The sequence below is a fragment of the Trichocoleus sp. FACHB-46 genome (genome assembly GCF_014695385.1).
In the GTDB taxonomy this organism is placed as follows: domain Bacteria; phylum Cyanobacteriota; class Cyanobacteriia; order FACHB-46; family FACHB-46; genus Trichocoleus.
The window spans coordinates 30,301-57,140 of record NZ_JACJOD010000014.1 but is presented as its reverse complement, the minus strand read 5'-3'; the positions used below and the strand labels follow the sequence as shown (position 1 = coordinate 57,140).

Here is a 26,840-nt window from a genome sequence, read left to right as displayed (position 1 = left end):
GGACGATTTCGATCATTGGGGTGCATATTGGGATACCAAGCCCTAAAATTAAGAGCGAAGAGCGGCTTGGTGTGTGGTGGCGAGTGAGGAGCTACAGTGGCAAAGTTTATCTCAAGGCTCAGGGGTTTTTCGGCCAAGTTCAATAATGCTGAGTCAGCAGAACCTGGACCAATCGCCTCTAATGATCAATCGCAACCTAAAAAGCGGCGCAAGAAAGTGCCCAAACCACCAGGGAAGCGGTTAAAGTCGAACGTTAAGCAATTATCGACTCAAGCCGTTGCTCGCGTTGAAAGATCACGACTCGCTCCCATTCTGCGACCATTCCGAGGCCCAAAACCGCTTCACCAGAATCGCTTATTTTGGTTGGGGCTTGGTTTGACTAGTGGTATCTGTGCCTTGGGAATTGGTTGGTGGTCTCTGGAGAGCACTTTACCGGATACCGGAAGTATCTTTACCTTTGTCCGAGACGGCACCCTCACGATTAAAGCCGCTGACGGAACTATCCTACAGCAGTCGGGGCCTGCTACAAGAGAAAAATTGACCATCCGTCAATTTCCCAAAAACACAGTCGAAGCTTTTATTGCAGCGGAAGATCGTCGTTTCTATAAGCACAAGGGCGTAGATTACCAAGGGATTGTCCGTGCAGCCCTCTCCAATGTTGTCTCAGGGGATTTGGTGCAAGGCGGCAGCACGATCACGCAACAGGTAGCCCGCATTGTATTTTTGAACCAAGAGCGTAGCATTACGCGCAAATTGAAAGAAGCCATGCTAGCTCGAGAGCTAGAGCGGCAGATGCCGAAAGAGCAAATTCTAGAGCGCTACTTGAATTTGGTTTATTTGGGTTCTGGGGCTTATGGTGTCGCTGATGCGGCTTGGGTTTACTTCAGTAAGCCAGTGGACAAGCTGACTTTGCCAGAAACCGCAATGATTGCTGGGTTGCCTCCTGCTCCTAGTGTTTACTCACCTTTGGTCAATCCTGACTCTGCTGTCAAGCGGCGCAACGTTGTGTTGCAGCGGATGTTTGATACTGGATACATCAGCAAGGCTGAGATGGAAACGGCGATCGCGACTCCTCTGCAACTCAAACCCAGCACTCCAAAGCGCTTGGTGATTGAAGCGCCCTATTTTACTTCTTACATCCAGCAGGAGCTACCCAAGTATGTTTCTCCCGAAGCGTTGGAACTGGGTGGCTTAACGGTTGAAACCACCTTAAATCGTCAGTGGCAAAAGACAGCAGAAAAAGCAATTAAAGATGCCGTAGAGCTAGATGGCTCGGCGGAAGGTTTTAGCCAAGCCGCTTTAGTGTCGCTCGACCCCCGCAACGGTGAGGTAAAGGCGTTGGTAGGAGGTAATGGTTATGGCAAGAGCCAATTTAACCGAGCGACCCAAGCCCAACGGCAACCGGGTTCTACTTTCAAAACCTTGGTTTACACGAGCGCGATCGCGGCTGGGTTCTCGCCTACCGATGGGTATCTAGATGCTCAGTACACGGTTGATGGTTACAAGCCGCAGAACTACGGTAAGACCTATCGGGGATGGGTCTCGATGCGAGACGCCTTAACCTATTCTGTCAATGTGGTTGCGGTCAAAGTCTTGATTGATGTCGGGTTCGATCCGGTGGTCAAGATGGCGAAAGACATGGGCATTCGGTCTAAGTTAATGCCGACTTATTCCCTAGCCTTAGGAGCGTCGGAAGTTAACTTGCTAGAGCTGACTAGTGCTTATGGGACATTAGCCGCTCAAGGGAATGCAGTTACACCTCACGGCATTACTCGGATTCTCAATCGACAGGGACAAGTTCTTTACAGCGCCGACTTTAAACCCAAACGAGTGGTTGATAAAGGTACTGCCTCCATCCTCACTTGGATGCTAGAGGGTGTGGTGCAGTCTGGCACAGGTCGACCAGCGCAGGTAGGGCGGCCTGTTGCTGGAAAAACAGGCACTTCTGAGGAAGCTCGTGACTTGTGGTTTATCGGCTATATTCCTCAGGTTGTGACTGGGGTGTGGTTGGGCAACGACAACAACGACCCTACTTGGGGGACGAGTGGTACGGCTGCTCACACTTGGCGTGAATTCATGACTAAAGTTGTGCAAGGCATGCCAGTCCAGAAGTTTCCTGAGCTACCAAGTTTTGAGGGGCGCAAAGGCAGCATCAAAGCTAAGCCCGTCACTCCTAAACGTGAGCTTTCAGGCAGTACTGCGCCTGAAACTGGGGCTGCGAATAGCGAGAGCTCTGGTGGTGGATACGATTCTGAAAGTAGCTACGATTCCGGTGGTGGCTATGATTCTGGCGGCGGCTATGACTCCGGCGGCTATGAAGATGCCGCTCCCAGTGAACCTGCACCTGAACCTGCAGCAGAAGAAGCGCCACCCAGCGACTATGCACCCGTGGAAGAGGCCCCTGCGGAAGAAGCTCCCGTAGAAGAAGCGCCTGCGGAAGAAGCTCCCGTAGAAGAAGCGCCTGCGGAACCTGAACCGCCTGCTGATTCTGAGCCTGCGCCACCCGCATTCTGAAGAACTGTCTTAGGAAGGGGGATCGAATCCAACTCTGGGGAGAGCCAGCCTCTGAGCAAGCTCTGCTACTGTTGTTGTACTGTAAATTAGTATTTCAAATCGTAGAGAGGTTATTAAGATGTCTTTATTAATTGCGGCGGCGGCAACAGCAGAAGTTGCTACAAATACTCCTCATTTCCCCATCTCTGCCACCTTGGTTTATATCGTTGGATTTATTGCAGCTGTGTCAATTGGTTCGGTCGCTTGGTACAACTCTAAGCGTCCTGTAGGCTGGGAAGATAAGGATCGCCCTGACATTGTGCCTGAAGTTGAGAAGGAAGAAACTCCTGGCATCGGTCAGCCTCGCTAAGCTTTTTAGAAAATCGATTGAAGTGGTCTCTGTGTGGGAACTCCAGTGCATTAGCTGGAGTTATTTTTTGTCGTCTAACCACTGAGCATAAAGCTTGCAAATTGCTCTCTTCACTCGCAACATTGCCGTCCTTAAAGATGAGAGCGCGATCGCTTGAATTAACTGGCGGCAGCCTGCCGAACTGCAAGCTTAAGGCGAACCATGAAGAACCCATCCATCTGTTGACGATGGGGCCAAACTTTTACCCAGCCTTGAGGGGTGGCAAAGGCGGCAGCTGGGGAGTTGGGTGCGGGTGGCTCGATCTGCCAATCGGGATGCTGATCGAGAAAAGCCTCAATGACTTGCTCATTTTCTTGCGGATGCAGCGTACAGGTAGCGTAAACCAGCACGCCATCGTGTTTGAGCCAAGTGGCGGCTGCGACTAAGAGTTCCTGTTGCAGCGTTGCCAACTCTTGCACACGATCGGGAGTTTGTCGCCAGCGCGCATCGGCGTGACGGTTGAGTGTACCAAGGCCAGAACAAGGTGCATCGAGGAGAACGCGATCGCCCTTGCCGACAAATTGGGGTTGGTTGCGGCTGTCGCCAATGCTGATCTCGGTGGAGTGGATGCCCAATCGTTCTGCGTTTTCCTTGAGTTTTTTCAGGCGAGATGCAGTGCGATCGCAAGCCCAAATCATCCCTTGATCTTGCATCAGTTCGGCGAGATGCAAAGCTTTACCACCCGGAGCCGCACAAGCATCAATTACAAACTCGCCAGGTTGCGGGTCAACTAGATAGCTGACTAACTGAGCGCTAGCATCTTGCACCATCCACCAGCCTGACTGAAACCCTGGCAATTTCTGAATTGCACCCGCAGGCTCCAGTAACCGCAAGGCTTGGGGCAAATGGGGCAAACGTTGCACCGCTACTCCTGCGGCTTGCATCGCTGTCTCCACTTCGTCGAGGGAAGTGTGGAGAGGATTGATTCGCAGGTCAATGTGCGGTGGACGATTCATCCACTCGCACAATTGCTCGGTTTCGGCTAAATCCAGTTGGTCGAGCCAAACTTGAACGATCCAGTCAGGATAACTGTGCAGAGTTCCTAACCGCTGAACGGGATCAGACGGAAGTTGCAAGGGATCGCCAGATGTCTCAGCTAAGCGGATGTATTGGCGCATGAAGCCGTTGACAAACCCGGTTAGCCCTGGAAAACCGTTTTGTTTGGCTAGCTCGACGGTGGTATTGACCGCAGCCGAGGCGGGAATCTGGTTCAGATAGCGCAGTTGGTACAGTCCTAGATGCAGAATTGCCCGTAAATCGGGTGGTTGTTGATGAGCTTTCTTTTTGCCCAACTGATCGATCAGCGCATCTAAAGTGCGTTGCCGTCTGACGCTGCCATACACTAGCTCAGTTGCTAGCCGTCGATCTTGGTTACTGAGTTCAGCATCTTGCAGGACGCGATCGAGCGCCACATCCGCAAAGGCATCTCGTTGGATCGATCGTAGGGCGAGAAAGGCAAGTTGGCGAGGGTTGGGCACGGGCAAAATTAGGCAGCAATGCGCTTGTCGTATTCCAGCTTGCCATAATCCAGCTTCACAATGCGGTCAGCGAGATGGAAATAGTGGTCGTCGTGGCTAATCACCAAGACAGCTTTGCCTCTCTGTTTCAGTTCTGGTAGCAATTGCGTGTAGAAAATTTCTTTGAAGATTGGGTCTTGATCGGAAGCCCATTCGTCAAACAGGTAAATTGGGCGGTCTTCTAAATAGGCGGTGAGCAGCGCCAGTCGCTTGCGTTGCCCCTGAGAAAGCGTGGTGGTCGATAGGGTGCCATCTTTAACCCGAACTTTGTGGTCGAGGTGGAGCTGAATTAGGTACTCTTTGGCTTGCGGATCGAGATCAGCGCGATCGCCCAACCCCAACAAGCGATCGAACAGGTAAAAGTCAGCAAAAACCACCGAGAAGTGCTGCCGATACCATTCCCGATTCGCATCGGTGATCGGTTGACCATCGAGTTTTAACTCACCCGCTTCAGGACTGTAGAGTCCTGTAATCAGCTTGGCTAGGGTTGATTTGCCGCTACCGTTACCACCGACGAGAAACACTACTTCTCCCGGTTGAAAGCTTAAAGTTAGCGGTCCTAGTGAGAACCCGTCTTCTTCCCGTTCGCCTCGGTAAGCATGAGACACCTCTACCAGATCAAGTCGTTGCCAAGCTGGATTGGGTGGAGGAGGGGCGATCGCTGTTGCCTCAGTAGCGTGTTCTGCCAAAGCTAACCCCAAGGCTTGAATCGCGTCTAGGGCTACGGTGGCTCGACTCAAAACGGGAATCACCCCCAAGATTCCTTGGAAGGGCAGCATTAAATAGAGTGCAACGAGGGCATAACCAGACAAAATTTCGGGGCTGGTGCTGATAAAGCGGGGCAAGGCAAAGAGCAACAAACCGATGATTAAAAAGGTGGCGAGAAGTCCATAGCCTCCAGCGATCGCAAAGGTGGTCATGCCTGCGATGTTGTGGTCACGAGCAGCCGTGGCAGTGACATAAAGATCTTCGGTCAGGAAGCTTTGTCGCCGCTGATAATGCAGCTTTAGCTCCTTAATGCCTGCAATGATTGCCTGGAAGTGATGTAATAGGTTGTCTTGTTCTTTTCGAGCTAGAGAGAGGGCTTTTCTAGCCCTACTAATAATCACTTGCAGGCTAGCAATCACGATTGCCAGCACTAGCATCATCAACCCAAATACTGACAGGGAAAGCCACGCGAGGTAGGTGAGGCAACTGACCAGAATGGCAATATCAATGCAGAGCACTGGAAACGAGAAGAGGGCGTTGGCAACCGATTGAATGTCGTCTGTAAGGGTAGCCAGAAGCCGAGATGCGCCTAGTGCTTCTAGTTGGCGTAGGGGGGAAGCCAGAATTTGACGACTTAACAACAGCCGCAACTCAAAAATTGAGCCTTGGGCCAGTCGAGCTAACAAAATCTGCGAGGCGATCGTGGTGAGCAACAGCACTAAGCCCAGACCCGCAAAGTTTTGCATCAAGGCGGCAGTAGGCGGATTCTGGCTGGTTAAGCTGGTGTTGGTCAAGGCAATGAGTCCGGTACTACTCGCGCCGCCCAGCAGCCCAGTTAGCATCGCCAGTAGAACACTCACCCAAGAGGTTTTGAGCAACAGATAAACCAAGTTCACAAGAGTTTAGCCTCACAACCCGATAGTTAAGCAAGGTCTCAAAACCAGAACTTCACATTCTAAGTCAGTATTTCCGCTTATAAGCTAACAAAGAGAAAGCCATGCTTTTGAGGGCATGGCAACCGGGATGAACGTACAAGATTCAAAATTGGGGCTTTTCGGAATTTACAGTTGTTGCGGGTTCTGCTTACGCTTCCAAGCAGAACCCGCAACAAACGCTCCGACACCCAAAAGTCCTACGAGAGAAGCAGGTTCAGGAACCGATGCTGTATCCTTCTTTTCAAAGAAACTCACTTCATAGAAAGGCTCTTCACCGTCCTCAGCTAAGTAAGGAGCGAATGCAATTCCTGTTGCTCCATCCAAGGCATCTAAAGCCTCTGAAAGAGAACTGGAAGAAACTTGAAAGCTAGACAAAAAACCAGGAAAAAGAACTGCGACAAAGTTGCTATCTAGCGCATCCTGAATGGGACCGAGACTGAAGGCGATCGCATCTACAGTATCTGAACCCAGCAGATCGTTGCCAACATAGAAATCAACATCTTGAAATGTCAACGACTGGCCATATCCTGTGACTGTAGCCTGAGAAATGGCTTTGGCGTAGTAGCTGATGTCAAAACCAAGGACAGGGCTGGTTCCGGGTGTCGTGTCATCAATCGTAAAACTACCTGTGATTGGGAAACCTTCGTAACTACTTTCAAAACCAAATATCCGGGCAGCTTCAGCGGGGGTAGCATGAGCCGCGATCGCCAGCACCGAAGCACTAGCAGCCGCGATCGATAACTTCTGGATCGTTGTTGCCATAGTCATGGGTTGTATTTCCCTCAATAACAAAACTCGGCAATGGGTCCGTTGCGTGAAGATACGTAGAAACTGGGTTGAAAGAAGCGATCCAAACTCCAGCTTCCTCAACACAGAAACTATTTTGATTGCAATCAAATAGCTTGAAAAAATTTGATAGAAAGGGACTTTGGTAGAAGCAGCCCCAACATTTAAGTCTCGTAAGATCTTGTCATACGCCTCCATAAATCCATCCCCGTATTCGGACACTCTTCATTAAAAATTGATACTCACACGGCATTAGCTTCATGAAGTTGCTATCTAGGAGGCAGCACCACTTAAGTAGCAATGACCTTCTTTTCTAGAAGTAGACTGAAAAAAACTGCGGAGTACCGGAAATTGCCGCTTCAGTTCGAAGAAGTGTACTGAATGCTATATATTCTCTAGTCGCTGCTACTCACCCGTGACGGGAATGCCTTGGCTGTAAAGCAGTAGCACAAAATTGCCCCAGACAGAATTAGTAACAAAGCTTGCATGCTAGTCAATCGGATTGTCATCGGTTCAGCCGCTTTCGGCCTTAGCTTTGGCTTGAGTTTTCTCGCTGAGCGAAACTTGCAGCGATCGCTCCTCACCGGGTTGATTGCGCCGGGTGCCTATGCAGGTGCCGTTGCCATTGACGATCGCCAGAAGCAGCAAGCCCGATTAAAGGGACAGGCGATCGCGGGACAGTTGCAGGCTTACGAGCAACGGCAAGCCGAAATCCAGCAAGCCCTTCTGAGTGCAACCGCAGAAAGGCAACAAGCCGAAACCAGTTTGAGCTTTTTGCAAGCTGACCTTGAAAAGCTTCAAACTCGAATTGCTGAACAACAACAGCAAGATCGGGAATTAGGTCAAGCGATCGCTACTTTGGAAGGTCGCAAGCAGCAGCTGGAAGCTAGTTTTCAGCAGTGGCAAGAACGGCTACAGGATTTGGCAGCGCAGGAAGGTGAAATCCAGCAAGCGATCGCCACTACGAACGAGGCGCGGCAAACTTTAGCGGTTGATGTGGGCCAGCTCCAGCAAGAACTAACGCAACTCAAGGCTCAAGCTGCTGAGTTTACGACTCAGAAACTCCAACTCCACAGCGATGTTGCCGCACTACAAACGAGCAAACGATTATTAGAATCCCAGACGGGAGATTTGCAAGCGCAAATTCAAACGCTAGAGCGATCGCGACAAACTCTAAACCAGTCTCTGACGGACCTAGCAGCCATCGATATAGAGCCGTTGAAGGCGGAGATTCAAACCATCATTTCTGCTGTGGATGTGCAGCCATTAAAAACGGAAATCCAAGGATTAGTTGCAACGATCGACATTGAGCCACTAAGAGCCGAGATTCAAGAGCTAGCGGCAGCCATCAATGTGCCGTTGTTGAAATCGGAGATTCAGGAATTAGTCACTACGATCGATCTGCAACCGCTGAAATCAGAAATCCGATCCCTAGTTGCCGCGATCGATGTCCAAGCTTTGAGATCAAAGATTGAAGCATTAATTTCAACTATTGATGCACAGTCATTGAAGTCGGAAATCCAAACCATCATTTCTGCGATCGATGTAGAGCCGCTGAAATCGGAAATTCAAAAGATTGACTTACAACCCTTGAGGTCGGAAATTGCAGAATTAGTGACGGCGATCGATCTGCAACCGCTGAAGTCAGAAATTCAATCACTAGTGACGGCGATCGATACACAGCCGTTAAAAGCGGAAACCCCAACACTCGATTTGCAACTGCTGAAGTCAGAGATTCAATCCCTAGTTGCCGCAATCGATCTGCAACCGCTGAAATCGGAAATTGCGGGGCTAGTGGCTGGAATCGATCTACAGCCGCTGAAGTCAGAGATTCAAGCGCTACTAGGAACGATCGCCACTCAAAGGCGCGAACTAGAAACATCTCTGGAAACTCTGCTAGCACAGGTTTCGAGTCGAGAATCTCTTCCTGGCAGACTTATAACAGTTGAATCCGTACTTCCAGCGATCGCGCCACCGTCTGAACTGCCTGTTCCTACATCTAATCCAGATGCAGATCAAAGACCTTTTTTACCTCCTGAGTGGCACGAGCTGATTAATCAACTTTCCGACTCTGAATATTGGGCATTAGAAGCGATTCTGCGACAAGACGCGGAAGAACTACGACAGATTGCCGATGGGGTGCCCACCATGCCGCAAATGCTGGTGGATGCAATTAACGAGAAAGCGGATGCCATCATTGATGACCTGATTTTTGAGCCTGGAACCTCCTCGCTGATTCCACAAATTTATGAGGACTATGAGGAGTATTTGCAGCGAGCGATTGCAGTTGTGGGTCGGGAAAGTTTTCCGGTCACGACCATTGATGTTGAGGTGGCGGATGTGCCAACAGCGATCGCGGCGCTACCCTCCAAACTGGGCACCTGGAAATGTCGGGTGATCTTTGAGAGTGGAGCCAATGCTTTAGTAGTCACCCCGGATAGCCAAACCTTAATTAGTGGTGGTAGTGACAACAAGCTGCAAGTTTGGGCGCTGGAAGGTAAATGGGTGCAAACCCTCCCTCACCCAGAAAACTCTGGCTCGATTTATGCCCTAGCTCTACATCCCGGCGGCAAGCTGTTGTTTAGCAGTGGCAGCAGCAACACGATTAAAGTCTGGAATCTCAAGGCAGGGAAATTATTACGAACCCTCACCGGACATACAACCGCCGTGAATGCGATCGCCGTTAGCCCAGATGGACAGTTGCTCGCCAGTGGCAGTGCCGATCGCACCATTAAGGTATGGGATATCAGAAGTGGGAAGTTACTCCAAGCCATCAATGGTTATGGCTTCATCACCTCAGTGGTTTTCAGCCCTCGTCCTGACAGAGACATTCTGGCCAGTGGTGATCAAAATGGCACCATTCACCTCTGGAATTTAGACACCAAAACAAGTTTCAACTCGCTGCCCGCTCATGGCAGTAAAGTTTGCTCAATGGCATTTAGCCCCGATGGCAAAACCTTGGTCAGTGGTGGTGCAGACAGCACCATCAAGCTTTGGGATTTAAAGCCAGACGTTAGTTCCAGCCTCGCGTTGCATAAAGGTCAAGTATCGGCAGTTGCCATTAGCCCCAATGGTCAGTTCTTAGCTAGTGGCGGTGAAGATGGCACACTCAAAGTTTGGAGTTTAGAGTCGAGAGAATTACTAACCACTTTGAGCGACCATACGGCTAAAATTTGTGCGATCGCCTTTGCGCCAGATAGCAATACATTGGTTAGCAGTAGCGCCGACCAGACCATCAGAGTTTGGCGGTACAGTTAACAGACACTCGTACCAATCCACATCAGCCACTACAAGACCGAGCAAAGACACATGGCAAAGCAGAAACTTTCTAAGCGCGTATCCACAGCCTTGATCAATGCCTTGGGTGCGGGAGTCGTGCCCAGAATTGGTCTAGAGCAAATTGCCGTGGGTCGGGAAGTGGAAGCCAAAGCTCTAGTGCAAGATCTGGAAAATACGGCTGAAGGTGGTGCAGCCTTCCGGTTTGTCGTCGGTCGCTACGGCTCTGGTAAAAGCTTTATCCTGCAACTGATCCGCAATCAAGCGATGGAGCAAGGTTTTGTGGTCGCTGATGCTGATTTGTCTCCCGAACGCCGCTTAGCAGGAGCCAGTGGACAAAGTATCGCTACTTATCGCGAGTTGATGCAAAACATTGCCACAAAAACGAATCCAGACGGTGGTGCGATCGCCCTAATTCTAGAACGCTGGATTAGCGGTGTCTTAACTCAAGTCGCGCAAGAAAGCGGCAAACGTCCCAAAGATGAAGGCTTTGATGACTTGGTAGAAGTCAAAATCCGGGAAGTAGTGCAAACCTTGGAAGGGCTGGTTCACGGCTTCGACTTCGCCAGTGTAATCATCGCTTACTGGCGGGGCTACCGCACCGATGACGACCAGCTTAAAGATTCGGCTCTGCGTTGGCTGCGAGGAGAATTCTCGACCAAATCCGACGCGAAAGCAGCCTTGGGCGTGAAGGTGATCATTGATGATGAAACTTGGTACGACTACATCAAACTCTTTGCCAAGTTTGTCTCAAGCATCGGCTACAAAGGTTTGCTGGTGCTGCTAGATGAGGCAGTGCATCTCTACAAAATCACCCATGCAGGTTCCCGCCAGAACAATTACGACAAGTTGTTGGCAATGTTTAATGACACCGTGCAAGGTCGAGTCGGACATCTCGACATCATCATCGGTGGCACCCCACAATTTCTCGAAGATTCGCGCCGAGGGCTCTACAGCGACCCCGCCTGGCAACGCCGCACCGCTCAAAGTCGCTTTGCTCAGCCAGGTCTGCAAGATACCTCTGGCCCCGTGATTCGGCTAGAGCCCCTTACCCAACCAGAAATCCTTCAACTGCTACAACGCTTGGCAGAAGTCCATGCCGCTCATTACGCTTACCAAGCCTCCCTCAATAATCGCGACCTGCAAGCCTTCCTCAAAGAAATCACCAATCGTCTCGGTGCGGAAGCCCTACTCACCCCTGGCGAAATTGTCCACGACTTCATCAGTGCCCTCAACCTACTCCACCAAAACCCCAAACTCTCCCTCACCCAATTGCTCGGCGGCACCAATTTTCAACCCACCCGTTCAGGCAAAGACACCAAAGTAGACGAAACCGGAGAATTCGCAGAATTTACCTTGTAATCGTAGGAATAAAGATTAGTAGGCGATCGCTTTCCCTATTGCTGAACTTAGAGAGAGCGATCGCCTAACGCTATCAAGACCTCCAAGACAATTTCGGCTAGGAATCGCAATAATTTTCACTTGCCCATGAGTCCGTAATTACTTCTAATTTATCAGAGCGATCTCTTAATCTAGAAAGAATTTTTCCTGACTGATAAACCTTGGTCATCTACAACTTCTCAAAGCTAGCTAGCTATTTCTACCAGAGTCTAAACCTTCGGGAAATTTTGGAGGCATCTCTTGCTATCTTCCTCTTTATTCGAGAAGCTTCTCTTTTTATATTTTCTTGCGTTCCTCCAATCTCCTTAGTAATCTTCTCACCCTCATGGGCAAAGACTTTAACGCCTTTAAGGATGATTTTTGGGGGTTGTTCACACTTCGACTTTCCTGTCTTGCACCAATTTGCGAAATGCTCACAGTTATTGAAAATTAGATTGTAGTTTCGTTCGCCTAAGCGTCGTTTAGCTCTCTTTACAACTCTGGTTTGTGAAAATGATTTGCGATGGCGTTTTATATGAATTTTTTGTGTCTTGGCAAATTTAGACAATAAAGTTTTACCAATTCTTTTGGCATTTACGTAGTGAATAACTTCATCATCACCACAATAGATTCCATGATGAAAGCAGTGACCATAATCAGCATAGATATGATCACCCATTTTTAGACCAGTCCTACAATAAATAGCGAAGTCCTTGCTATTAATAAATTTATATTTAAGCTTTTTTCTTTGAGTCTTGTTTCCGCTTTTTTAATTGTTTTTTCTCGATCAATACATCTGCAAGCATATTTCCTGACTTTGGAATTTGCACCTTGAGTAAATTCTGCGAGACTCACTCGACAAAGTTGACCACTTTTTGAATCCTGATCTGTCCAGTAAACAACTAAATCTTCACCAACGTATATTCCATGCTGCTTGCAGGAACCACGATCAACATAGATATGATCGCCCTTTTTCACGGTATTAGTCTCTCTATTTATTTTTTATAGAGTTCCCATCTCATTGATAAGCTGATCATCATTACCACTACTGTTGAACTTGGAGAGAGGAATCACCTATCTTTTTTGGCTTCCTGCTAATGGTTGAATTGAGACAATAAGAGTTACAGAAAATTCTATTGCAGAGGTTTAGGAATTGGACGATCGCACAGTGAAGCTCACTTTTAGCAATCACACAATACTTGCCCAAAGACATGTTCAATTTACGTAACTCTCTCTTCTCTTGTTTAGCGATCGCTACCCTCGCTGGAGTTAGCCTCTACGACAACCGCCCGACAGAAGCCAAACCTGTTGGCAACGTAGCCCAAGCCTCGACTGTTGCTGCTACAACCAGCACCAAGCCAGTCAAAGTGTTTTTCCCCACCAGCCGCAGCCAACAAGATTTCTCTTACGTGGCTCCTGTAGTACGACGCACCCAAACTCAAGGGGTGGCCCAATTTGCCATTGAGCAATTAGTCGCAGGCCCAACCAGCCAAGAAAGACAACAAGGTTTTAGAGCCCCGCTCAATTTGCAAGGTAGCTCTAACTGTGGTCGAGACTTTAAGCTAGTTGTTTCTACAGGTGTTGCCAAGTTGCAATTCTGTAAGCAAGTGGTGTCCAACGGCATTGGCGATGATGCTCGAATTAAAAGCTCAATCACCACCACATTGAAGCAATTTCCTAGTATCAATTCAGTAGTACTTCTCGATCGCAACGGCAACTGCTTGAACGACCAAAGTGGTAACAACCGCTGTTTGCAGCAGGGTTAAAAAACATCATCACTTGGTTTGCAGTGATGAATGAAGCGATCGCTTTTAACTTAATTAGTAAAGGGCGATCGCTTTGATAAAACAGAAATAGAAAACCAGGTTTTTGTCATTCTAAAAATCTACTGAGGTTTTCTATTTGTTTGTTTGAACTGAAATACTATACAGCAAATTTTTGCTTATATGTTAATTTGGCGTGAGTATAGAAGCCACTTATCTATTTACTTCACTTCAAAACAATAGGAACTAAGTTTGCTAAGTCTACCTCTCTGTTCTCTGCAAGGATCACCTATGAATATAACTTTTTCACGTCTAGAAATTCAGGAAGTTGCTAAGTACCATAGGTTACTTTTATGGTCTATTCTAGCCGCTATAGCTGTTAACTTATCTCGTGTTTCTTTAGAAGAGCCATCCATAGGTTTGTTTGTATATGTGGCTGCATCAGTACTTCAGATATTTGCGTTGTACAAGCTTGGCAAGTCTCTCAAACTTTCCGTCACATCGATGGTATTACTTATGATTGGTCTACTCGTACCAATTTTGGGCTTATTAATACTACTTTTCATGCACGATAAAGCAATGAAAGTGATGAAATCTGCTGGTGTGAAAGTAGGCTTTATGGGTGCCGATCCAAATTCCATTTAACAAGGCTAATAAGAGCGATCGCCCTAATCAGCCCTAACTCGCTATTAACCGTTGGATTGAAACAGGCAATATTAGGAAAACAGTTTCAGCAGTAGCCAGATCGGGTAGGGTGGGTTACTAGCCCAGAAACACAAATCTGTATGAGCGATCGCGCCTATCACCGCTTAGCCCCCTTTATTCAGGAATATATTTATAGCCACGGTTGGACAGATTTGCGGCAAGTGCAGGCGGAAGCTTGTCGGGTGATTTTTGAGACCGATGCTCATCTGTTGATTGCAGCGGGAACGGCGGCAGGCAAAACTGAAGCGGCGTTTCTGCCAGTCCTGACCTTGCTGTATGAGGCACCCCCCAAAACGATTGGCGCGATGTACATCGGCCCGATCAAAGCGCTGATCAATGACCAGTTCGATCGCCTGAACGACTTATTAAAAGAAGCAGATATTCCCGTGTGGGCTTGGCATGGGGATGTGGCACAGAGCCAGAAACAAAAGCTGCTGAAGCATCCCAGAGGTGTGCTACAAATTACACCTGAATCATTGGAAAGTTTGTTGATTAACCAGAGCAAAAACCTCGATCGCTTGTTTGGCGAGCTGCGGTTTGTGGTAATTGATGAAATCCATGCCTTTATTGGTTCAGAACGGGGTTGCCAAGTTCTCTGCCAGCTAGCGCGACTGGCAAAGCTGACACAAAATCATCCTCGTCGCATTGGTTTATCCGCCACGCTAGGAGATTACGGGTTAGCCGAAGATTGGCTGCGATCGGGCACCCAGCAATCGGTGATCACCCCAGAGGTAAAAGTGGGGCAACGTACCCTGCATTTATCTCTGGAGCATTTCTACCGCTCAGAGCCAATCCGAGCCAAAGGAGACAATCGGGACGCGGCATTTAGCCCGTACCAAAATTACTTGTTCAACCAAACGCAGTCGCGCAAGTGCCTGATTTTTGCCAACAATCGCACTGCTGCCGAAGAAGCAATTGCCACTTTACGCCAAGTCGCCACCGCTAAAGGCTTACCCGATATTTACCATGTGCATCATGGCAGCATCTCCGCCACCTTACGAGCAGCAGCGGAAGATGCGATGCGGGCTCCCACTCCCGCCGTGACAGCAGCAACCGTCACCTTTGAGATGGGGATTGATATTGGACAACTAGAGCGAGTGATTCAGTTGGAGTCTCCGCCCTCGGTGGCTAGTTTTCTACAGCGGCTAGGGCGATCGGGCCGACGGGGAACGCCTGCGGATATGCGCTTTGTCTGTGTGGAAGATCCGATCGTAGACCCAGAATTTTTGCCCGATCAGATTCCCTGGCAACTGCTACAAACGATCGCCATCCTTCAGCTTTATCTAGAAGAACGTTGGATCGAGCCGATTCAACCGTTGCAGTATCCCTTGAGCCTGCTCTATCACCAGACGATGAGTACGCTGGTAGCTTTGGGAGAGTTGTCCCCTGCTGCCTTGGCTCAGCAAGTGCTCACGCTACCGACTTTCCGAGCGATCGCTCCAGAAGAATTTCGCCAACTTCTGCGCCACCTGATTGAGATTGACCATATCCAGAAAACCGCAGAAGGCACGCTAATCGTTGGGCTGGCAGGTGAGCGTATTGTGCGGAGCTTTAAGTTCTACGCCACTTTCCCAGACAGTGAAGAATACACAGTGCAAGAAGGAACTACGGCGATTGGCAGTATTGCGCTGCCTCCGGATGTGGGCGATCGCGTGGCTTTAGCAGGGCGATCGTGGCAAGTGCTAGAAGTTGACGACAAAACCAAAACGGTATTTGTGCAACCTAGCAGCGGGGTTGCCAGTAGTGCTTGGCAAGGGGGCGGTGGCACATTGCATACCAAAGTGCTGCAACGCATGCGCCGGGTGCTATTTGAGGATACCGAGTATCGCTACTTGCAACCAGGAGCGAAGGAACGACTGCAAACTGTGCGGCAGTGGGCCAGACGAGTCGAACTTGATCGCCATCATTTGCTGCAACTGGACGATCAAAGCTGCTGCATCTTCCCCTGGCTGGGCACCACCGCTTACCGCACCTTAGAACGATACCTGAAGCTCTGCTGCCGAGACTCCTTGAAAATCAAGGGAATTGGGGGACGCTCGCCTTACTTCTTTACAGTACAGTTAGGCAAAGCCAAGCTCGAAAACTTGCTATGCGAAATTGTGGCGATCGCGGATGGTGGACTGGCGGCTGAAGAATTACTAGGTCCGGATGAGGTACCGAGACTACAAAAATATGACGAATATGTCCCCCCAGAACTTTTGCGGAAAGCCTTTATCCTGGATCATCTAAATACCGTAGAACTAGGGAGTGTGGTGCGGCAATGGTCCTAAGAGATTTGTCTTGATCCACGGAGGCTGAAAGTTACAGAGAGTACCGCTCAAGCGTCTCACCCACGGGGTTACCCGGAAAACCGTAAGCTGGCGTTGTGGTTTATGTTCTCAGTACTAAAACAAATAACCTATATCAGTGATGGGGCGATCGCGATCGTCTCGCTACACTGACTTTATCCTGAGTGACTTTGATCACGCCTGCCCGTATGATTCGTCACACTGATTACCTCAGTAAAGTCACTAGTATCCTGTGCGCGTCATCAGCCAAAAATATGAGCAGCTTCACCGCATCTACCAGGGTTGAATCACGAGGTTGCCTTCGGGCAAACCATAAGATTTGGAGCAACAGCCGCATCCGGGAGTCAGTTACTAGCTTGGATGCAGGTTGGCTGGCAAAAGTTTCCCAGTTGGTCTGTGCGAGCTACTCCAAACTCTCCTTCCCTGTTGACTCCTTATGTTAATTCAAGAACCTGCGGTCGAGCGTTATCACCCTGAGCCTCATTTTCAGCACTTCACAAAGGGAATTGAACAGGCTCAGGAAACAATCTATGAGTTCTTGATTCATACAGTCAAGCAATGCTCCCCAGAGGTTGCTTTAACCGAGTTTGAAAGCTTATTTGTTCACTCAGTGAACATGACCAGCTCGGAGGTAAACCAAGCACTGTATCAAATTATTGTTGCCAATGATGAGCAAGAGTTTCGCAATACTCTCAAACGCTCTTGTTACATCTTAATCAACAACTGGAATACCAGTAAAAAATATCAGATAATCCAACAGCTAGTTGGATTATTTCCTAAGATTAAGTTCAATCGCAAAACAGCTTCTCTCATCCTAACTCGCCTCAATAGTTGGCTAGAGAAGTTTGTCGGCAGCAGCGATTATCAAGAGCTAGAGTTATTTGTTTCTGCTTGCACATTTCAACCAGAAAGACCTTGGAGCCATCGCTACACGTCTTATTTGTTAGTTTCTCAGTTTGTGAATACCACAAATTCGGTAGAGCAGCGGGAAACAGCTAGAGTTCTGTCAAAACAGTTAAAGGAGCAGTACAAACGAGATCTAGCTTTATATGTAGCTCGATCTCAGTCTAATGTTGTGCAGACTGTACCTCTGAAGAACCCAACTCTGTTAGGAGACGAGGTACTGCTCTTAATTAAGAGATTAGTCGCTAAGAAATGCGTATTTAGCTATACCAACTTGGCTAATATTTTCTTAAAACAAACCCAAGAGTTAACTTATTGCCAGTTTAAGGACAGTCTCAAAAAGTACTTGATCTACTCTATGAGTAATCAAGATTTAGCAGAATCAGTGAAAAAATCATTGTTTGGTAGTTTGGAATCCCTGTACGAAATTCATGATGAGCGAGATTTGGATGATGCTTTGTTACTTAGAACTTGCAATCGAGTTATTGAATGTTTAACCACTGAGAATCGTAAAGAGCCAAGTTCTCTATTTGCGTTATTTGTTATGCAGAAGAGCCCAATTACATTGGTAATTCTGTTGCTCAAATTAATTTTAATTTCCAAAAACTCTCGGACTCATCTAGAGTCTTGTATTGCTGATTTGATTCGACACTATGAGAATTTACAAGAAGCGGATTGTCAGTGGGTAATTCACTTTTTGGAGATCTTCAGCGTCATCTTCACCGTTTATGCAGAAGATGTAGAGTACAACTTGGTTAAAGTAGACCCAGAAAACGTCAACGGTTATCAGAAGCAGAATCTAGCGGCTTACCAGGTCTTCTCACAGTTTCGTGGCAATGTGGAAATACCTGCTCAGCTCTCAGGCTGAGGTTGCGATCGCCTTGACTGAATAGCCTAAGTTAAAAATCAACACCGCGCTTCAAATCCACTCCCTTCTCGGCATAGTGCTTGTGGCAAATCATTTCAGAATGCACACTAGCCAGATCAAAATAGGCTGGAGGATTATTGCAACGCCCGGTGATGATAATTTCGGTGTCGCGCGGTTTACGCAACAGCGCTTGCACAATTGGTTCTTCGGGGAGCAACTCTAGATCCACCGTCGGATTCAGTTCATCCAGAATAATGGTTTTGTAGAGTCCAGAAGCGATCGCGGCTCTGGCAAGTTCCCAGCCTCGTTCAGCTTCCACATAGTCGAGTTCTTGCTGCTGGCCCCGCCACACAATCGCATCTCGGCCACAGCGTTGGTGATCGACTAAGTTAGGGTAGCTTTGCTGCAAGGCGGCGATCGCCGCATCTTCGGTATAGCCAGAGCCACCCTTCAACCATTGAATAATTAGGACTCGGTGAGATTTGTCTTGGCTAATGCCTTTGCCGATCGCTTGCAACGCTTTTCCGAGAGCGCTAGTAGACTTGCCTTTGCCAGCCCCAGTGTAAATCTCAATGCCATCAATCCCTTGCTCTGCGGCAGTGGGATGGTGGTGGGGTTTCATTTCTGAGTGTAGGTTGGCAATGTCAATCAAAGCTGGAGGAGCCGCCCGCCCGGTGGCAATGATCTCCATGTGCTCTGGCTTCTGCTTCAGTGTCTTGACCACCTCATCGACTGGCAACAAACCTAAGTCGAGCACTGGGTTGAGTTCATCCAACACCACGACCGAGTAGAGACCAGAAGCGATCGCCCCTTTTGCTACATCCCAGCCTCGCTGTGCTTCTAAGCGATCGAAGCGAGTAATGTCATTTAGGCCAAAATGCTCGGCTCGCCCAGTCCGCACTTGGTCAATCAGGTGGGGGAAGCCTCGTTGTAGAGCTTCGATCGCCGCATCTTCCTCATACATGCGACCTGGCCCCTTGAGAAAACGTAGGAGCAAGACGCGAGTTTGGACAGAACTGTTGATGCCTAAACCAATCGAGCGCAACACTACGCCCAGCGCTGCTTGGGACTTGCCTTTGCCCGCTCCATCGTAGACATGAATTTGTCCCTCTAGCCGCTCAGAACGTGCTTGAGCGGTTCGAATGCCAACGCCAGTTCTTACCATAGCTCTCAGTTTTCTCGTGCAGTTTCATCTTAGCGGAGGTGCTGTCAGCTTTACTTGAAATAAAATTCAGAGATTATGGGCTGGAAAAGTGGCTGAAAAAGCTAGCTTATGAAAACAGCTGTTGAGGAGGTAGACCCGTGTTTTCGTTTGTTTTGCCATTGCGGGCTATCCTATTTCAACTACTCTTTTTATTCATCGCGATCGCGATCGAGTCGGTGGTATTACAAGAGCGATTAAAGTTGAGCCGTAGAATTAGCCTAGAATATTCTGCCTCGATCAATCTCTTATCTACTGCCATTGGTTGGCTATTTTTCTTTACGCTGGAACCTGCTCTGCCTCTGGATTGGAAAGGCCCATTAATGAGCTATATCCTTTTTAATGCTCGTTCCACAAATACCAATACTCTGTTAATTATGGTTGGTTTGTTTACCTTTTTTGGTACTTTCATTGTTGAGTTGCAAGGACTAGAACTATTAGAAATATTGCTACAAAGAAACAAGAAAGAAGAAGTAAGCACTCAAAAAATCCTTCGTTCTCGTGATAAGCTGCAACGTCGGGAGCTGAGCCTGGCTGCTACCAACCGAGCGACTACAATTTTATTAGCGAATGCTTGTAGCTACAGTGTTATTTTGTTGATCTTATTGGCGCGTGCATTCGACCTGAGCTTTAAAGCGAATGGACAGAGTTAAAGAAATTTTTGAGACGCTACAAAAGTTATTACTACCGCCAAAAGCTTTTTCTTGGCAAACTTTGATTTTGCTAAGTATTTTTTCTTGTCTGATGGCAGCCTTGGCAGGTGATTTAGTTCGCGATTTGCTAGCAACTTGCGGCTGGATTTTTTTGATTTTTGGGGTAGGGTGGTTCACCACTGAGAACCCGATCCAGATCGGAGGTCTGTCTTTAGGGCCTTGGATTACAGGCATCTTAGTGAGTATTTTTTTGTTTGGTGAATGGCTAGATGAACGTCCCTCGCTACTGTTTATTAGTTGGCCCTTGATTTCAGCCGCGATCGCTTCTTTAGGAGAGTTTATCCAATCAGGCCCTCGGTTTAGGGCTCCCACCCCAGCGGGCCGTCAAAGACTCGTCATTCTTTTTTTAAGCAATTTAATTATTAGCTGTTGGTTTCAACTTTACTTTGTGATTCAAGGTTGGTTAGAAATCTACCCCAGCTTGTTAGCAAATGATTTTAATCAAAGCAATTTTGTCGTGCGTCTGGGGGTGCAAACAACCCAAGCTCCAACGGGTGTGATCATTCTCAATCAGGCAGAGGCTACGCTAAAAGCGGAACTGGAACCGCGTTCTTGGTCAGAGGTAGAGCGGTGGCTCTTAACGCTCAAGCAACAGCCAACCGAGTTTGAAAATGCTGTAATGCAACAACTGCCTGCCTCGGAAGAAAATGCTTTATGGCAATTGCAAGCGCAATTTTTGCCCGATCAACCAGATTACACTTTGCAGTTGCTTGCTCTCTGGCAAGGGCCGAGTTCTGACCTTGCTAGCCACTATCTTACTAAAACTTGCCGCATCACTCAGGGAGAGAACCCACCTGCCACTGCTTCACCCGCTCCTGAAGCTGCTGTTTCTGCCTCGCCTACCCCTGAAGCTGGTATCTCTGTCCAGCCTGCCCCTTCAGCTTCAACGCCGGACAGCGGTTCCCTAGCGCCCAGCAATGAGCAAACTTCTGTCAGCCCAGCTACTCCTATTGCCCCAACGCCTGAGGCTCCTGAAGCGATACCGCAAACGACAAGCACTAGTAAGATTGAATGCGGATCTATTAGTCGGCCTACTTTAGTTCAACCAGGCCCAACTTTGCAATCCTAGGGTCTGCTTTGCAGGAATTGCTGAAGGAGTGAGAAGGTGAATCTCGGCAGAATCTTTACGATCGCCACCAATGTCTTTTGGGAAGTCATCCGCGATCGCATCCTATATTTGATCGGCTTCTTTGCCTTGCTGCTGATTATGGCGCTGCGATTGCTGCCAGAAGTTGCGGCAGGCACAGAAAACAAAATCTTGCTAGATGTCGGGTTGGCGGGGATTACAGCCCTGAGTTTGATCATTGCCGTGTTTGTGGGCACTGGCTTGGTTAACAAAGAAATTGAAAAACGCACGGTCTTGGTGCTAATTGCTAAGCCGATGAGCCGCGCTGAATTCATCATTGGCAAACACTTAGGTTTGTCCGCAGTTTTGGCTGTACTCCTGTCGCTCATGACTGCAATTTATCTAGGAGTGCTAACTTGGGCGCAGATTCAGTATCCGCTGGTCAGCATCTTGGTGGCGGTGCTTTATTTGTTTCTAGAGTTGTCTCTAATCACGGCAGCGGCAATTTTGTTCGGGGTGTTTACCAGTTCGCTGTTAGCCACTTTACTCACCTTCGCCGTTTATCTAGTTGGACATTTCAGCCGCGACTTGGTAACCCTAGGCAACTTAGCTTCTAGTCCCGATTTGCGCCGTCTCACCAAAGGCATCTACTTATTTTTACCTGATCTAGCTCGGCTCGACCTCAAGAATGAAGCAGTTTATGGAGTCTTGGCGGCTCCTAGAGAACTGTTGCTGAATGCAGGATACGGACTGGTTTACACAGTGTTGCTGCTAGCGATCGCGATTTTGATTTTTACTCGACGGCAATTCTAACGCTCGGTCTAGAAACTGGAGTTACGACCACAGGGACGCAACCGAGTCAGGGTGAGCACAATCTCATCAATGGTTTGCCGTAGGGTTGATGCAGGTTGATTCGAGTGGTTGACAATGATGCTAAACACAAGTGGCTGATACTGAGGTGGATTGAGGTAGCCTGACAAAGCCGCAATGCCCGACAGCGTTCCCGTTTTAGCTTGAAGCCGTCCTTGGACTGGAGTGTCTCGAAAGCGGTTTTGTAAGGTGCCACTCACACCTGCCACTGGTAGAGAGGCACGATAAATCTTAGCTTCTGGTAACTGGGCGCTCGCTTGTAAGGTTTGCACTAAAGCAGCAGGACTAACTAAGTTATGGCGAGACAATCCTGAGCCATCCGCTAAAACATAGCTATCCGGTTCCACCTCCAATTTAGTCAGGGTTTGCTGGACGACTGCTAAACCTTGCTCAGCAGTAGATAGATCCGCAGCTTGTTCTAAGTTGGCTCCAGCATTTGCTCCTAAAGTCCGCAAAATTGCCTCGGCATAGAGATTGTTGCTCTCTCGATTGGTTTCAATCAGCAGGGTTGATAACGGGGGAGAGGCGATCGCGGCAATTTCTGTCTCTGCTCTAGTAGTGGGTGTGTGGGTAACTAATGTTTGGCCAACGCGAATTTGTTGAGCTGCTAAAGCTCGCTGGAATCGGCGCAAAAAATTCTGGCTGGGTTCAGCGATCGCTACTGCTACAGGTTCTGGTGGACCTCCTACCCGCAGTTGTCCTTGCACTCGCAGCAACGGCTGGCTTAAATCCCGCCCTACCTCTACAAACTCATCTTCTGTGTCTTTGACAGTTACTGATTGATTGTTGATGCGCCATCGCCTCGCCTCTGCCGGATCATCCCACTGCACTCGCAACGGTTGTCCCACTGCTTGCGGCCACAACTGGAGCCCGACTGCGTTTTGATTCAAGATTAAGCTGTTGACGGGTGCGCCGTATCCCGCTTGGATGTCGCCCCATTCCCATTGCGGGTTAGGCACGGGACCACGAAAGTAGGATTCGTCCCCGAGCAACTGATCAACTGATTGAATGCCTTGACGACGTAATTGCTGCGCCAGAATGCTGAGTTCCTGGTCTGTCAAACTAGGATCGCCTCGCCCAACAATGCGTAGATTTACCTTCCCTTGGCTCTTAACCTGGTATACCGAGGTGCGAATGCGAAACTGTGGCGTTAATTGATGCAGAGCAACCGCAGTGGTCAACAACTTGGCGTTAGAAGCAGGCAAAAAGTAGCGATCGCTGTCCTGAGCATACAAAGTTTCTCTTGGAGCGTTCGTCGAGGCCAAGGTTTGAATCAGGATGCCCCAGCGGGCGCGCGCAAAGGCGGAACGATTTGTAGAGGAAACGCTTTGGAGGATTTGGGCGATCGCAGAGTCTAATTGAGTAGGGCAAATTGGCGCAGGCGTAGCATTACCTGGAGTGGCTAATCCAGCTTTTGGTTGCGCTCCTACCCCCACCGTTCCTAATGCAAAAAAACATAGCAATGAGGCGATCGACTTGCGGAGAGTGATAGGCATATTGCCAGCTTGACTAGGCGAAGTAAGTTTTAAGTGGAGATGAAGAGAGTATAAAAGGATTGACAAGATTCGGAGGGACCGCAAGAGGGGATCACGGAATGAATAGCTTTCCCTTACAATAGCCTCATCTTGATCCGAACTCAGTACACGCAAATCTCATTGTAATACAAGGCTATCTCAGTAATGCTACTTATGAAAACCCGTGGCCGAGAAAGTGAAAAACCCCTTGTGCGCTCAGATGCTCAGCGGCAAAGCTCTATCGGCAGTTCGTCATCCAAATTGGCGCTCCTTTTCTCTTTACTAGCATTAGCATTGAGCGGTTTTGCTGCCTATCAAGTGCGGCAACTCCAGCAAGCAGCTAAGCCTGCCGATACCACCCAGACCCAGACAAAGCCTGAAGCTGCAAAGGATAAGTCACTAACTGCAACTGCTAGTTCACCCAGCGCTGTGCCAACCGAGGCAGGCAAATTGGTTCAGCCAGGACTCGACAATAAAGCAGAAGTGACTTTGCTATCAGCGGAACGCATTCAAGATCCAGACACTGGCAATTCTGATGTTGTCAATGTCAAATTACGGATTCGTCGTCTTGCTGAGAACGTCAGCGCCTACGACTTCATCAATGTAGGAGGTGCCACGGCCCAAGACTCAGGTAGTGATATCGCTACCTATGAACCTGTGGATGCCATCAGGAAATCAACGGGTCCAATTTCTTTGGAGGGAATTCGCAAAGGCGCATCGGTGGATGCTTATGTTTGGCTGCGGGTACCAGAGGCAGTTAAGATCTTAAATATCCGCGTACCGGAAACTGAATTGTTTCAAGCAGTCAAGGTTGCGAAATAACGCCTTCGGTAGATGACCTGCAGTAGAAGGGCGCAGCAGTAATAGGTTGTGTACTCAATTGAGTACAGCCAACCTCTCAAATGGTTCCGATGCAAATCAGTCTACGAATCAAGGCGCTCTATCAAGTAATTCGGTGCCTGGGCCAGGAAATGCAGCATCTACAACCCTCAATCTTGGAACTGCCGCTCCTGCTAATTTAGTCGCATCTCCCACATCTAGTCCCATTCCTCAAATCCAACCGGGACAATTTGTCCAACCTGCCTTAGATACCAAGGCCAAGGTAGAGTTGTTGACAGTTAAGCGCATTAAAGACCCAGAAACATCTGTAAATGGCCCGAATGCCCGGAATCCAGATACCAGTGAGACTTATGAAGCGGTGAGTCTCGATCGCTCGACTGGCAGTATTTCGTTATTTCAATTGCGTCCCTCTGCGTCAGCCGATGCTTGTGTTTGGCTCCGCATTCCTGAAGGAGGCAACGCGATCGATATTTTTATCCCTAAAACGGTAGCTTTTGATAATGTGCCGACCGCGAATTAACCATTGAATTATAAAGGGACAGGCACAAAAAAAAGGCAGGCCAAAGACCTGCCCCTACCAATTTTAATGGTTCTGCTGAGTTACAGCTTAGTGCCGCACTCTGGGCAGAAGTTGTTGGTAGAGATGTTTTTCGCACCGCAGCTATTACAGTAAATTAGCTCTGCTGCCTTTCCTAGCTTGTCGCGCTCTGGCAAACCAATCATCTGGGCATTGCTCTTGCCAGGAGCCACCATTGGGTAACAGTTCTCATCTCTCTTCACCCGAGCTTCTACGAGTACGGGACCGTCATGGGCTAGCATTTCAGCGATCGCATCTTGCAACTCCTCGCGGGAATGGATCACCATGCCTTTGATACCAAAGGCATCTGCTAGCTTCACAAAATCAGGCATGCCAACTTCCATGTTGGAGGAAGAGTAGCGTTCGCCGTAGAAAGCTTCCTGCCATTGCCGCACCATGCCCTGCCAACCATTGTTGAGGATGACAGTTTTGACGTTGATGCCGTATTGAGCCAAGGTGGCTAGCTCTTGGAGATTCATTTGGAAGCTAGCGTCACCGCTGATACAAATCACCTGTTCATCCGGTAAAGCAACTTTAGCTCCCATTGCCGCAGGCAAGCCAAAGCCCATCGTTCCTAGGCCAGCGCTGGAAATCCAACGACGAGGGCCATTCTTGAGAAACTGGGCTGACCACATTTGGTGTTGGCCTACATCGGTAGTGTAGTAAGCGGCAGGCGCTTGACGGCTTAGTTCTACAATGACTTCCTGTGGAGCTAAGCTGCCCGGATACTGAGGCACTACGAGTGGATAATCTTCTCGCCAGCGGTTAATCCGCTCTAGCCAAGCCTGGGTTTGAGTGGAGTAGCGACTATCTCCGTCTTCGGTGCTGCGTTGTAATAAGTCCGTCAACACTTGTCGGACATCACCCACAATGGGAACTTGAGGTGCTCGGTTCTTGCCGACTTCAGCAGGATCGATGTCAATGTGAATGACTTTAGCGCGGGAGGCAAATTCGTCTAGTTTGCCAGTCACGCGGTCATCAAATCTAGCCCCAACTGCAATCAGCAGATCACACTCGGTGACAGAAAAGTTGGCGTAGGCTGTCCCATGCATACCCAACATGCCGAGGGCCAAGGGGTGAGTCTCTTCAAATGAGCCTTTGCCCATTAAGGTTGTGGTGACGGGAATTTGGAAGCGCTCTGCTAGCTCACGAACTTCTCTATGCGCTCCAGCCGCGATCGCGCCGCCTCCGATGTAAAGCAGGGGTTGCCGAGATTCTCGAATTAGCTTGAGTGCTTGTACAACTTGGCGCGGGTTGCCTCTAACTGTGGGTCGATAGCCCGCTAGCTTAACGCTGCTAGGGTCAACGGGTACATAGTCAAATTCTTCTAAGGCTACATCCTTAGGCACGTCAATCAAGACAGGACCAGGACGACCAGAACTGGCAATGTAAAATGCTTCAGCCGTAATCCGAGCCATGTCTCTAGGATCGCGCACTACATAGGAGTGCTTGACGATGGGTAGCGTAATGCCCCAAATATCGGTTTCTTGGAAAGCATCACTGCCGATCGCAGCTCGTGCGACTTGCCCAGTCACCACAACTAAGGGAATGGAATCCATGTGAGCCGTGGCAATGCCAGTCACTAGATTGGTGGCACCGGGACCAGATGTGGCGAAGCAAACGCCAACTTCACCCGTAGCCCGCGCATAACCGTCAGCCGCATGAGCCGCTCCCTGTTCATGCCTAACCAGAATGTGGTGAATGCCGCCAGCCGCCTCAGCGCGGTACAGCTCATCATAAATTGGCAGAATCGCGCCACCGGGATAACCAAAAATGTGTTTAACGCCGTGACGTTTCAAACTATCAATTAATGCGAAAGCACCAGACGCACGCTTGACCGCTACACTCTGCAACTGCACAGGAAGACCTCTCGACCGCTATAGGTTAAGGTGGATGACTTTTGTATCTAATGATGCATTCAAGACTAAGACTTCAGTTTAGATCCCAATCCTGATCCCTGTCGATAGATAAGTCTCAACAGTTTCTAGATTGGCTGAACATAGATCAAACCTACACCTGATAAAGGGT

General features: G+C 48.8%; 21 protein-coding genes. 13 read left to right on the top strand and 8 right to left on the bottom strand.

Annotated elements, in window-relative coordinates; translation table 11 throughout:
• Positions 1-96: 96 nt before the first annotated feature.
• Complete coding sequence (locus H6F72_RS10605; RefSeq protein WP_190434504.1) at positions 97-2,514, top strand: PBP1A family penicillin-binding protein; 2,418 nt, start codon at positions 97-99, stop codon at positions 2,512-2,514.
• 118 nt (positions 2,515-2,632) lie between these two features.
• Entirely contained in the window at positions 2,633-2,863 is a 231-nt protein-coding gene (gene psb35 / locus H6F72_RS10600) for a photosystem II assembly protein Psb35 (RefSeq protein WP_190434501.1), read from the top strand.
• Between the two features lie 158 nt (positions 2,864-3,021).
• On the opposite strand, the gene H6F72_RS10595 is transcribed toward psb35, so the two are convergent.
• The 3 genes from H6F72_RS10595 to H6F72_RS10585 all read right to left on the bottom strand — a co-directional run bounded on the left by H6F72_RS10595 (position 3,022) and on the right by H6F72_RS10585 (position 6,824).
• Positions 3,022-4,380, bottom strand: a complete 1,359-nt coding sequence (locus tag H6F72_RS10595; protein WP_190434498.1) for a 16S rRNA (cytosine(967)-C(5))-methyltransferase — start codon at positions 4,378-4,380, stop codon at positions 3,022-3,024.
• 8 nt (positions 4,381-4,388) lie between these two features.
• Positions 4,389-6,023, bottom strand: a complete 1,635-nt coding sequence (locus H6F72_RS10590; RefSeq protein WP_190434495.1) for a cyclic peptide export ABC transporter — start codon at positions 6,021-6,023, stop codon at positions 4,389-4,391.
• Positions 6,024-6,188: 165 nt separating this feature from the next.
• The gene (locus H6F72_RS10585) at positions 6,189-6,824 is read right to left on the bottom strand and encodes a PEP-CTERM sorting domain-containing protein (RefSeq protein ID WP_206755431.1); all 636 of its coding nucleotides are present in this window, start codon (positions 6,822-6,824) and stop codon (positions 6,189-6,191) included.
• 510 nt (positions 6,825-7,334) lie between these two features.
• Between H6F72_RS10585 and H6F72_RS10580 the strand changes: the two genes are divergently transcribed.
• Positions 7,335-10,106 (top strand): tellurite resistance TerB C-terminal domain-containing protein, encoded by a 2,772-nt coding sequence (locus H6F72_RS10580; protein WP_190434490.1) that lies wholly within the window; start codon positions 7,335-7,337, stop codon positions 10,104-10,106.
• 51 nt (positions 10,107-10,157) lie between these two features.
• A complete protein-coding gene (locus H6F72_RS10575; RefSeq protein ID WP_190434488.1) occupies positions 10,158-11,486 on the top strand; it encodes an ATP-binding protein in 1,329 nt (442 codons plus the stop codon).
• A 238-nt stretch (positions 11,487-11,724) separates the two neighbouring features.
• Here H6F72_RS10575 and H6F72_RS10570 read toward each other — a convergent pair whose 3' ends face one another.
• Together H6F72_RS10570 and H6F72_RS10565 are read right to left on the bottom strand one after the other, a co-directional pair.
• The gene (locus tag H6F72_RS10570) at positions 11,725-12,183 is read right to left on the bottom strand and encodes a lecithin retinol acyltransferase family protein (protein WP_190434485.1); all 459 of its coding nucleotides are present in this window, start codon (positions 12,181-12,183) and stop codon (positions 11,725-11,727) included.
• 2 nt (positions 12,184-12,185) lie between these two features.
• Positions 12,186-12,482, bottom strand: a complete 297-nt coding sequence (locus tag H6F72_RS10565; RefSeq protein WP_190434482.1) for a lecithin retinol acyltransferase family protein — start codon at positions 12,480-12,482, stop codon at positions 12,186-12,188.
• A 233-nt stretch (positions 12,483-12,715) separates the two neighbouring features.
• Between H6F72_RS10565 and H6F72_RS10560 the strand changes: the two genes are divergently transcribed.
• From H6F72_RS10560 to H6F72_RS10545, 4 genes are all read left to right on the top strand, one after another.
• Positions 12,716-13,270, top strand: coding sequence for a GerMN domain-containing protein (locus H6F72_RS10560; protein ID WP_190434479.1), 555 nt, complete (start codon positions 12,716-12,718; stop codon positions 13,268-13,270).
• Between the two features lie 288 nt (positions 13,271-13,558).
• Complete coding sequence (locus H6F72_RS10555) at positions 13,559-13,912, top strand: hypothetical protein (protein ID WP_190434476.1); 354 nt, start codon at positions 13,559-13,561, stop codon at positions 13,910-13,912.
• Positions 13,913-14,052: 140 nt separating this feature from the next.
• Positions 14,053-16,242, top strand: a complete 2,190-nt coding sequence (locus H6F72_RS10550; protein ID WP_190434473.1) for a DEAD/DEAH box helicase — start codon at positions 14,053-14,055, stop codon at positions 16,240-16,242.
• A 454-nt stretch (positions 16,243-16,696) separates the two neighbouring features.
• Entirely contained in the window at positions 16,697-18,031 is a 1,335-nt protein-coding gene (locus H6F72_RS10545; RefSeq protein ID WP_190434471.1) for a hypothetical protein, read from the top strand.
• Positions 18,032-18,062: 31 nt separating this feature from the next.
• Here the strand turns inward: H6F72_RS10545 and H6F72_RS10540 are convergent, their stop codons facing one another.
• Positions 18,063-19,196: a cob(I)yrinic acid a,c-diamide adenosyltransferase gene (locus H6F72_RS10540; RefSeq protein ID WP_190434469.1), complete on the bottom strand. Its 1,134-nt coding sequence runs from the start codon at positions 19,194-19,196 to the stop codon at positions 18,063-18,065.
• 137 nt (positions 19,197-19,333) lie between these two features.
• On the opposite strand from H6F72_RS10540, the gene fraC reads away from it, so the two are divergent.
• From fraC to H6F72_RS10525, 3 genes are read left to right on the top strand one after another with little or no spacing between them, the layout of a single operon-like run.
• On the top strand, positions 19,334-19,885 hold the full coding sequence (fraC, locus tag H6F72_RS10535; protein WP_190434462.1) for a filament integrity protein FraC: 552 nt from the start codon (positions 19,334-19,336) through the stop codon (positions 19,883-19,885).
• Positions 19,872-21,014, top strand: coding sequence for a DUF5357 family protein (locus tag H6F72_RS10530; RefSeq protein WP_190434459.1), 1,143 nt, complete (start codon positions 19,872-19,874; stop codon positions 21,012-21,014). Before fraC ends, H6F72_RS10530 begins: the two co-directional genes overlap by 14 nt.
• A gap of 36 nt (positions 21,015-21,050) precedes the next feature.
• A complete protein-coding gene (locus H6F72_RS10525) occupies positions 21,051-21,824 on the top strand; it encodes an ABC transporter permease subunit (protein WP_190434456.1) in 774 nt (257 codons plus the stop codon).
• A gap of 8 nt (positions 21,825-21,832) precedes the next feature.
• Here H6F72_RS10525 and dacB read toward each other — a convergent pair whose 3' ends face one another.
• Positions 21,833-23,377, bottom strand: coding sequence for a D-alanyl-D-alanine carboxypeptidase/D-alanyl-D-alanine-endopeptidase (gene dacB / locus H6F72_RS10520; protein WP_190434434.1), 1,545 nt, complete (start codon positions 23,375-23,377; stop codon positions 21,833-21,835).
• A gap of 192 nt (positions 23,378-23,569) precedes the next feature.
• Between dacB and H6F72_RS10515 the strand changes: the two genes are divergently transcribed.
• Both H6F72_RS10515 and H6F72_RS10510 read left to right on the top strand, forming a co-directional pair.
• The gene (locus H6F72_RS10515) at positions 23,570-24,217 is read left to right on the top strand and encodes a hypothetical protein (protein ID WP_199299023.1); all 648 of its coding nucleotides are present in this window, start codon (positions 23,570-23,572) and stop codon (positions 24,215-24,217) included.
• A 58-nt stretch (positions 24,218-24,275) separates the two neighbouring features.
• On the top strand, positions 24,276-24,755 hold the full coding sequence (locus tag H6F72_RS10510) for a hypothetical protein (RefSeq protein WP_206755430.1): 480 nt from the start codon (positions 24,276-24,278) through the stop codon (positions 24,753-24,755).
• A gap of 80 nt (positions 24,756-24,835) precedes the next feature.
• Here H6F72_RS10510 and ilvB read toward each other — a convergent pair whose 3' ends face one another.
• A complete protein-coding gene (gene ilvB / locus H6F72_RS10505) occupies positions 24,836-26,671 on the bottom strand; it encodes a biosynthetic-type acetolactate synthase large subunit (RefSeq protein WP_190434430.1) in 1,836 nt (611 codons plus the stop codon).
• Positions 26,672-26,840 lie beyond the last annotated feature (169 nt).

What these genes read in the sequence shown, in the direction of transcription:
- H6F72_RS10515 (WP_199299023.1), top strand. Translation starts at nt 23,570, where the DNA reads ATGAAAACCCGTGGCCGAGAAAGTGAAAAACCCCTTGTGCGCTCAGAT.
- H6F72_RS10550 (WP_190434473.1), top strand. Translation starts at nt 14,053, where the DNA reads ATGAGCGATCGCGCCTATCACCGCTTAGCCCCCTTTATTCAGGAATAT.
- H6F72_RS10570 (WP_190434485.1), bottom strand. Translation starts at nt 12,183, where the DNA reads ATGGGTGATCATATCTATGCTGATTATGGTCACTGCTTTCATCATGGA.
- H6F72_RS10560 (WP_190434479.1), top strand. Translation starts at nt 12,716, where the DNA reads ATGTTCAATTTACGTAACTCTCTCTTCTCTTGTTTAGCGATCGCTACC.
- H6F72_RS10580 (WP_190434490.1), top strand. Translation starts at nt 7,335, where the DNA reads ATGCTAGTCAATCGGATTGTCATCGGTTCAGCCGCTTTCGGCCTTAGC.
- dacB (WP_190434434.1), bottom strand. Translation starts at nt 23,377, where the DNA reads ATGCCTATCACTCTCCGCAAGTCGATCGCCTCATTGCTATGTTTTTTT.
- H6F72_RS10585 (WP_206755431.1), bottom strand. Translation starts at nt 6,824, where the DNA reads ATGGCAACAACGATCCAGAAGTTATCGATCGCGGCTGCTAGTGCTTCG.
- H6F72_RS10540 (WP_190434469.1), bottom strand. Translation starts at nt 19,196, where the DNA reads ATGGTAAGAACTGGCGTTGGCATTCGAACCGCTCAAGCACGTTCTGAG.
- H6F72_RS10545 (WP_190434471.1), top strand. Translation starts at nt 16,697, where the DNA reads ATGTTAATTCAAGAACCTGCGGTCGAGCGTTATCACCCTGAGCCTCAT.
- H6F72_RS10555 (WP_190434476.1), top strand. Translation starts at nt 13,559, where the DNA reads ATGAATATAACTTTTTCACGTCTAGAAATTCAGGAAGTTGCTAAGTAC.
- H6F72_RS10530 (WP_190434459.1), top strand. Translation starts at nt 19,872, where the DNA reads ATGGACAGAGTTAAAGAAATTTTTGAGACGCTACAAAAGTTATTACTA.
- psb35 (WP_190434501.1), top strand. Translation starts at nt 2,633, where the DNA reads ATGTCTTTATTAATTGCGGCGGCGGCAACAGCAGAAGTTGCTACAAAT.
- H6F72_RS10575 (WP_190434488.1), top strand. Translation starts at nt 10,158, where the DNA reads ATGGCAAAGCAGAAACTTTCTAAGCGCGTATCCACAGCCTTGATCAAT.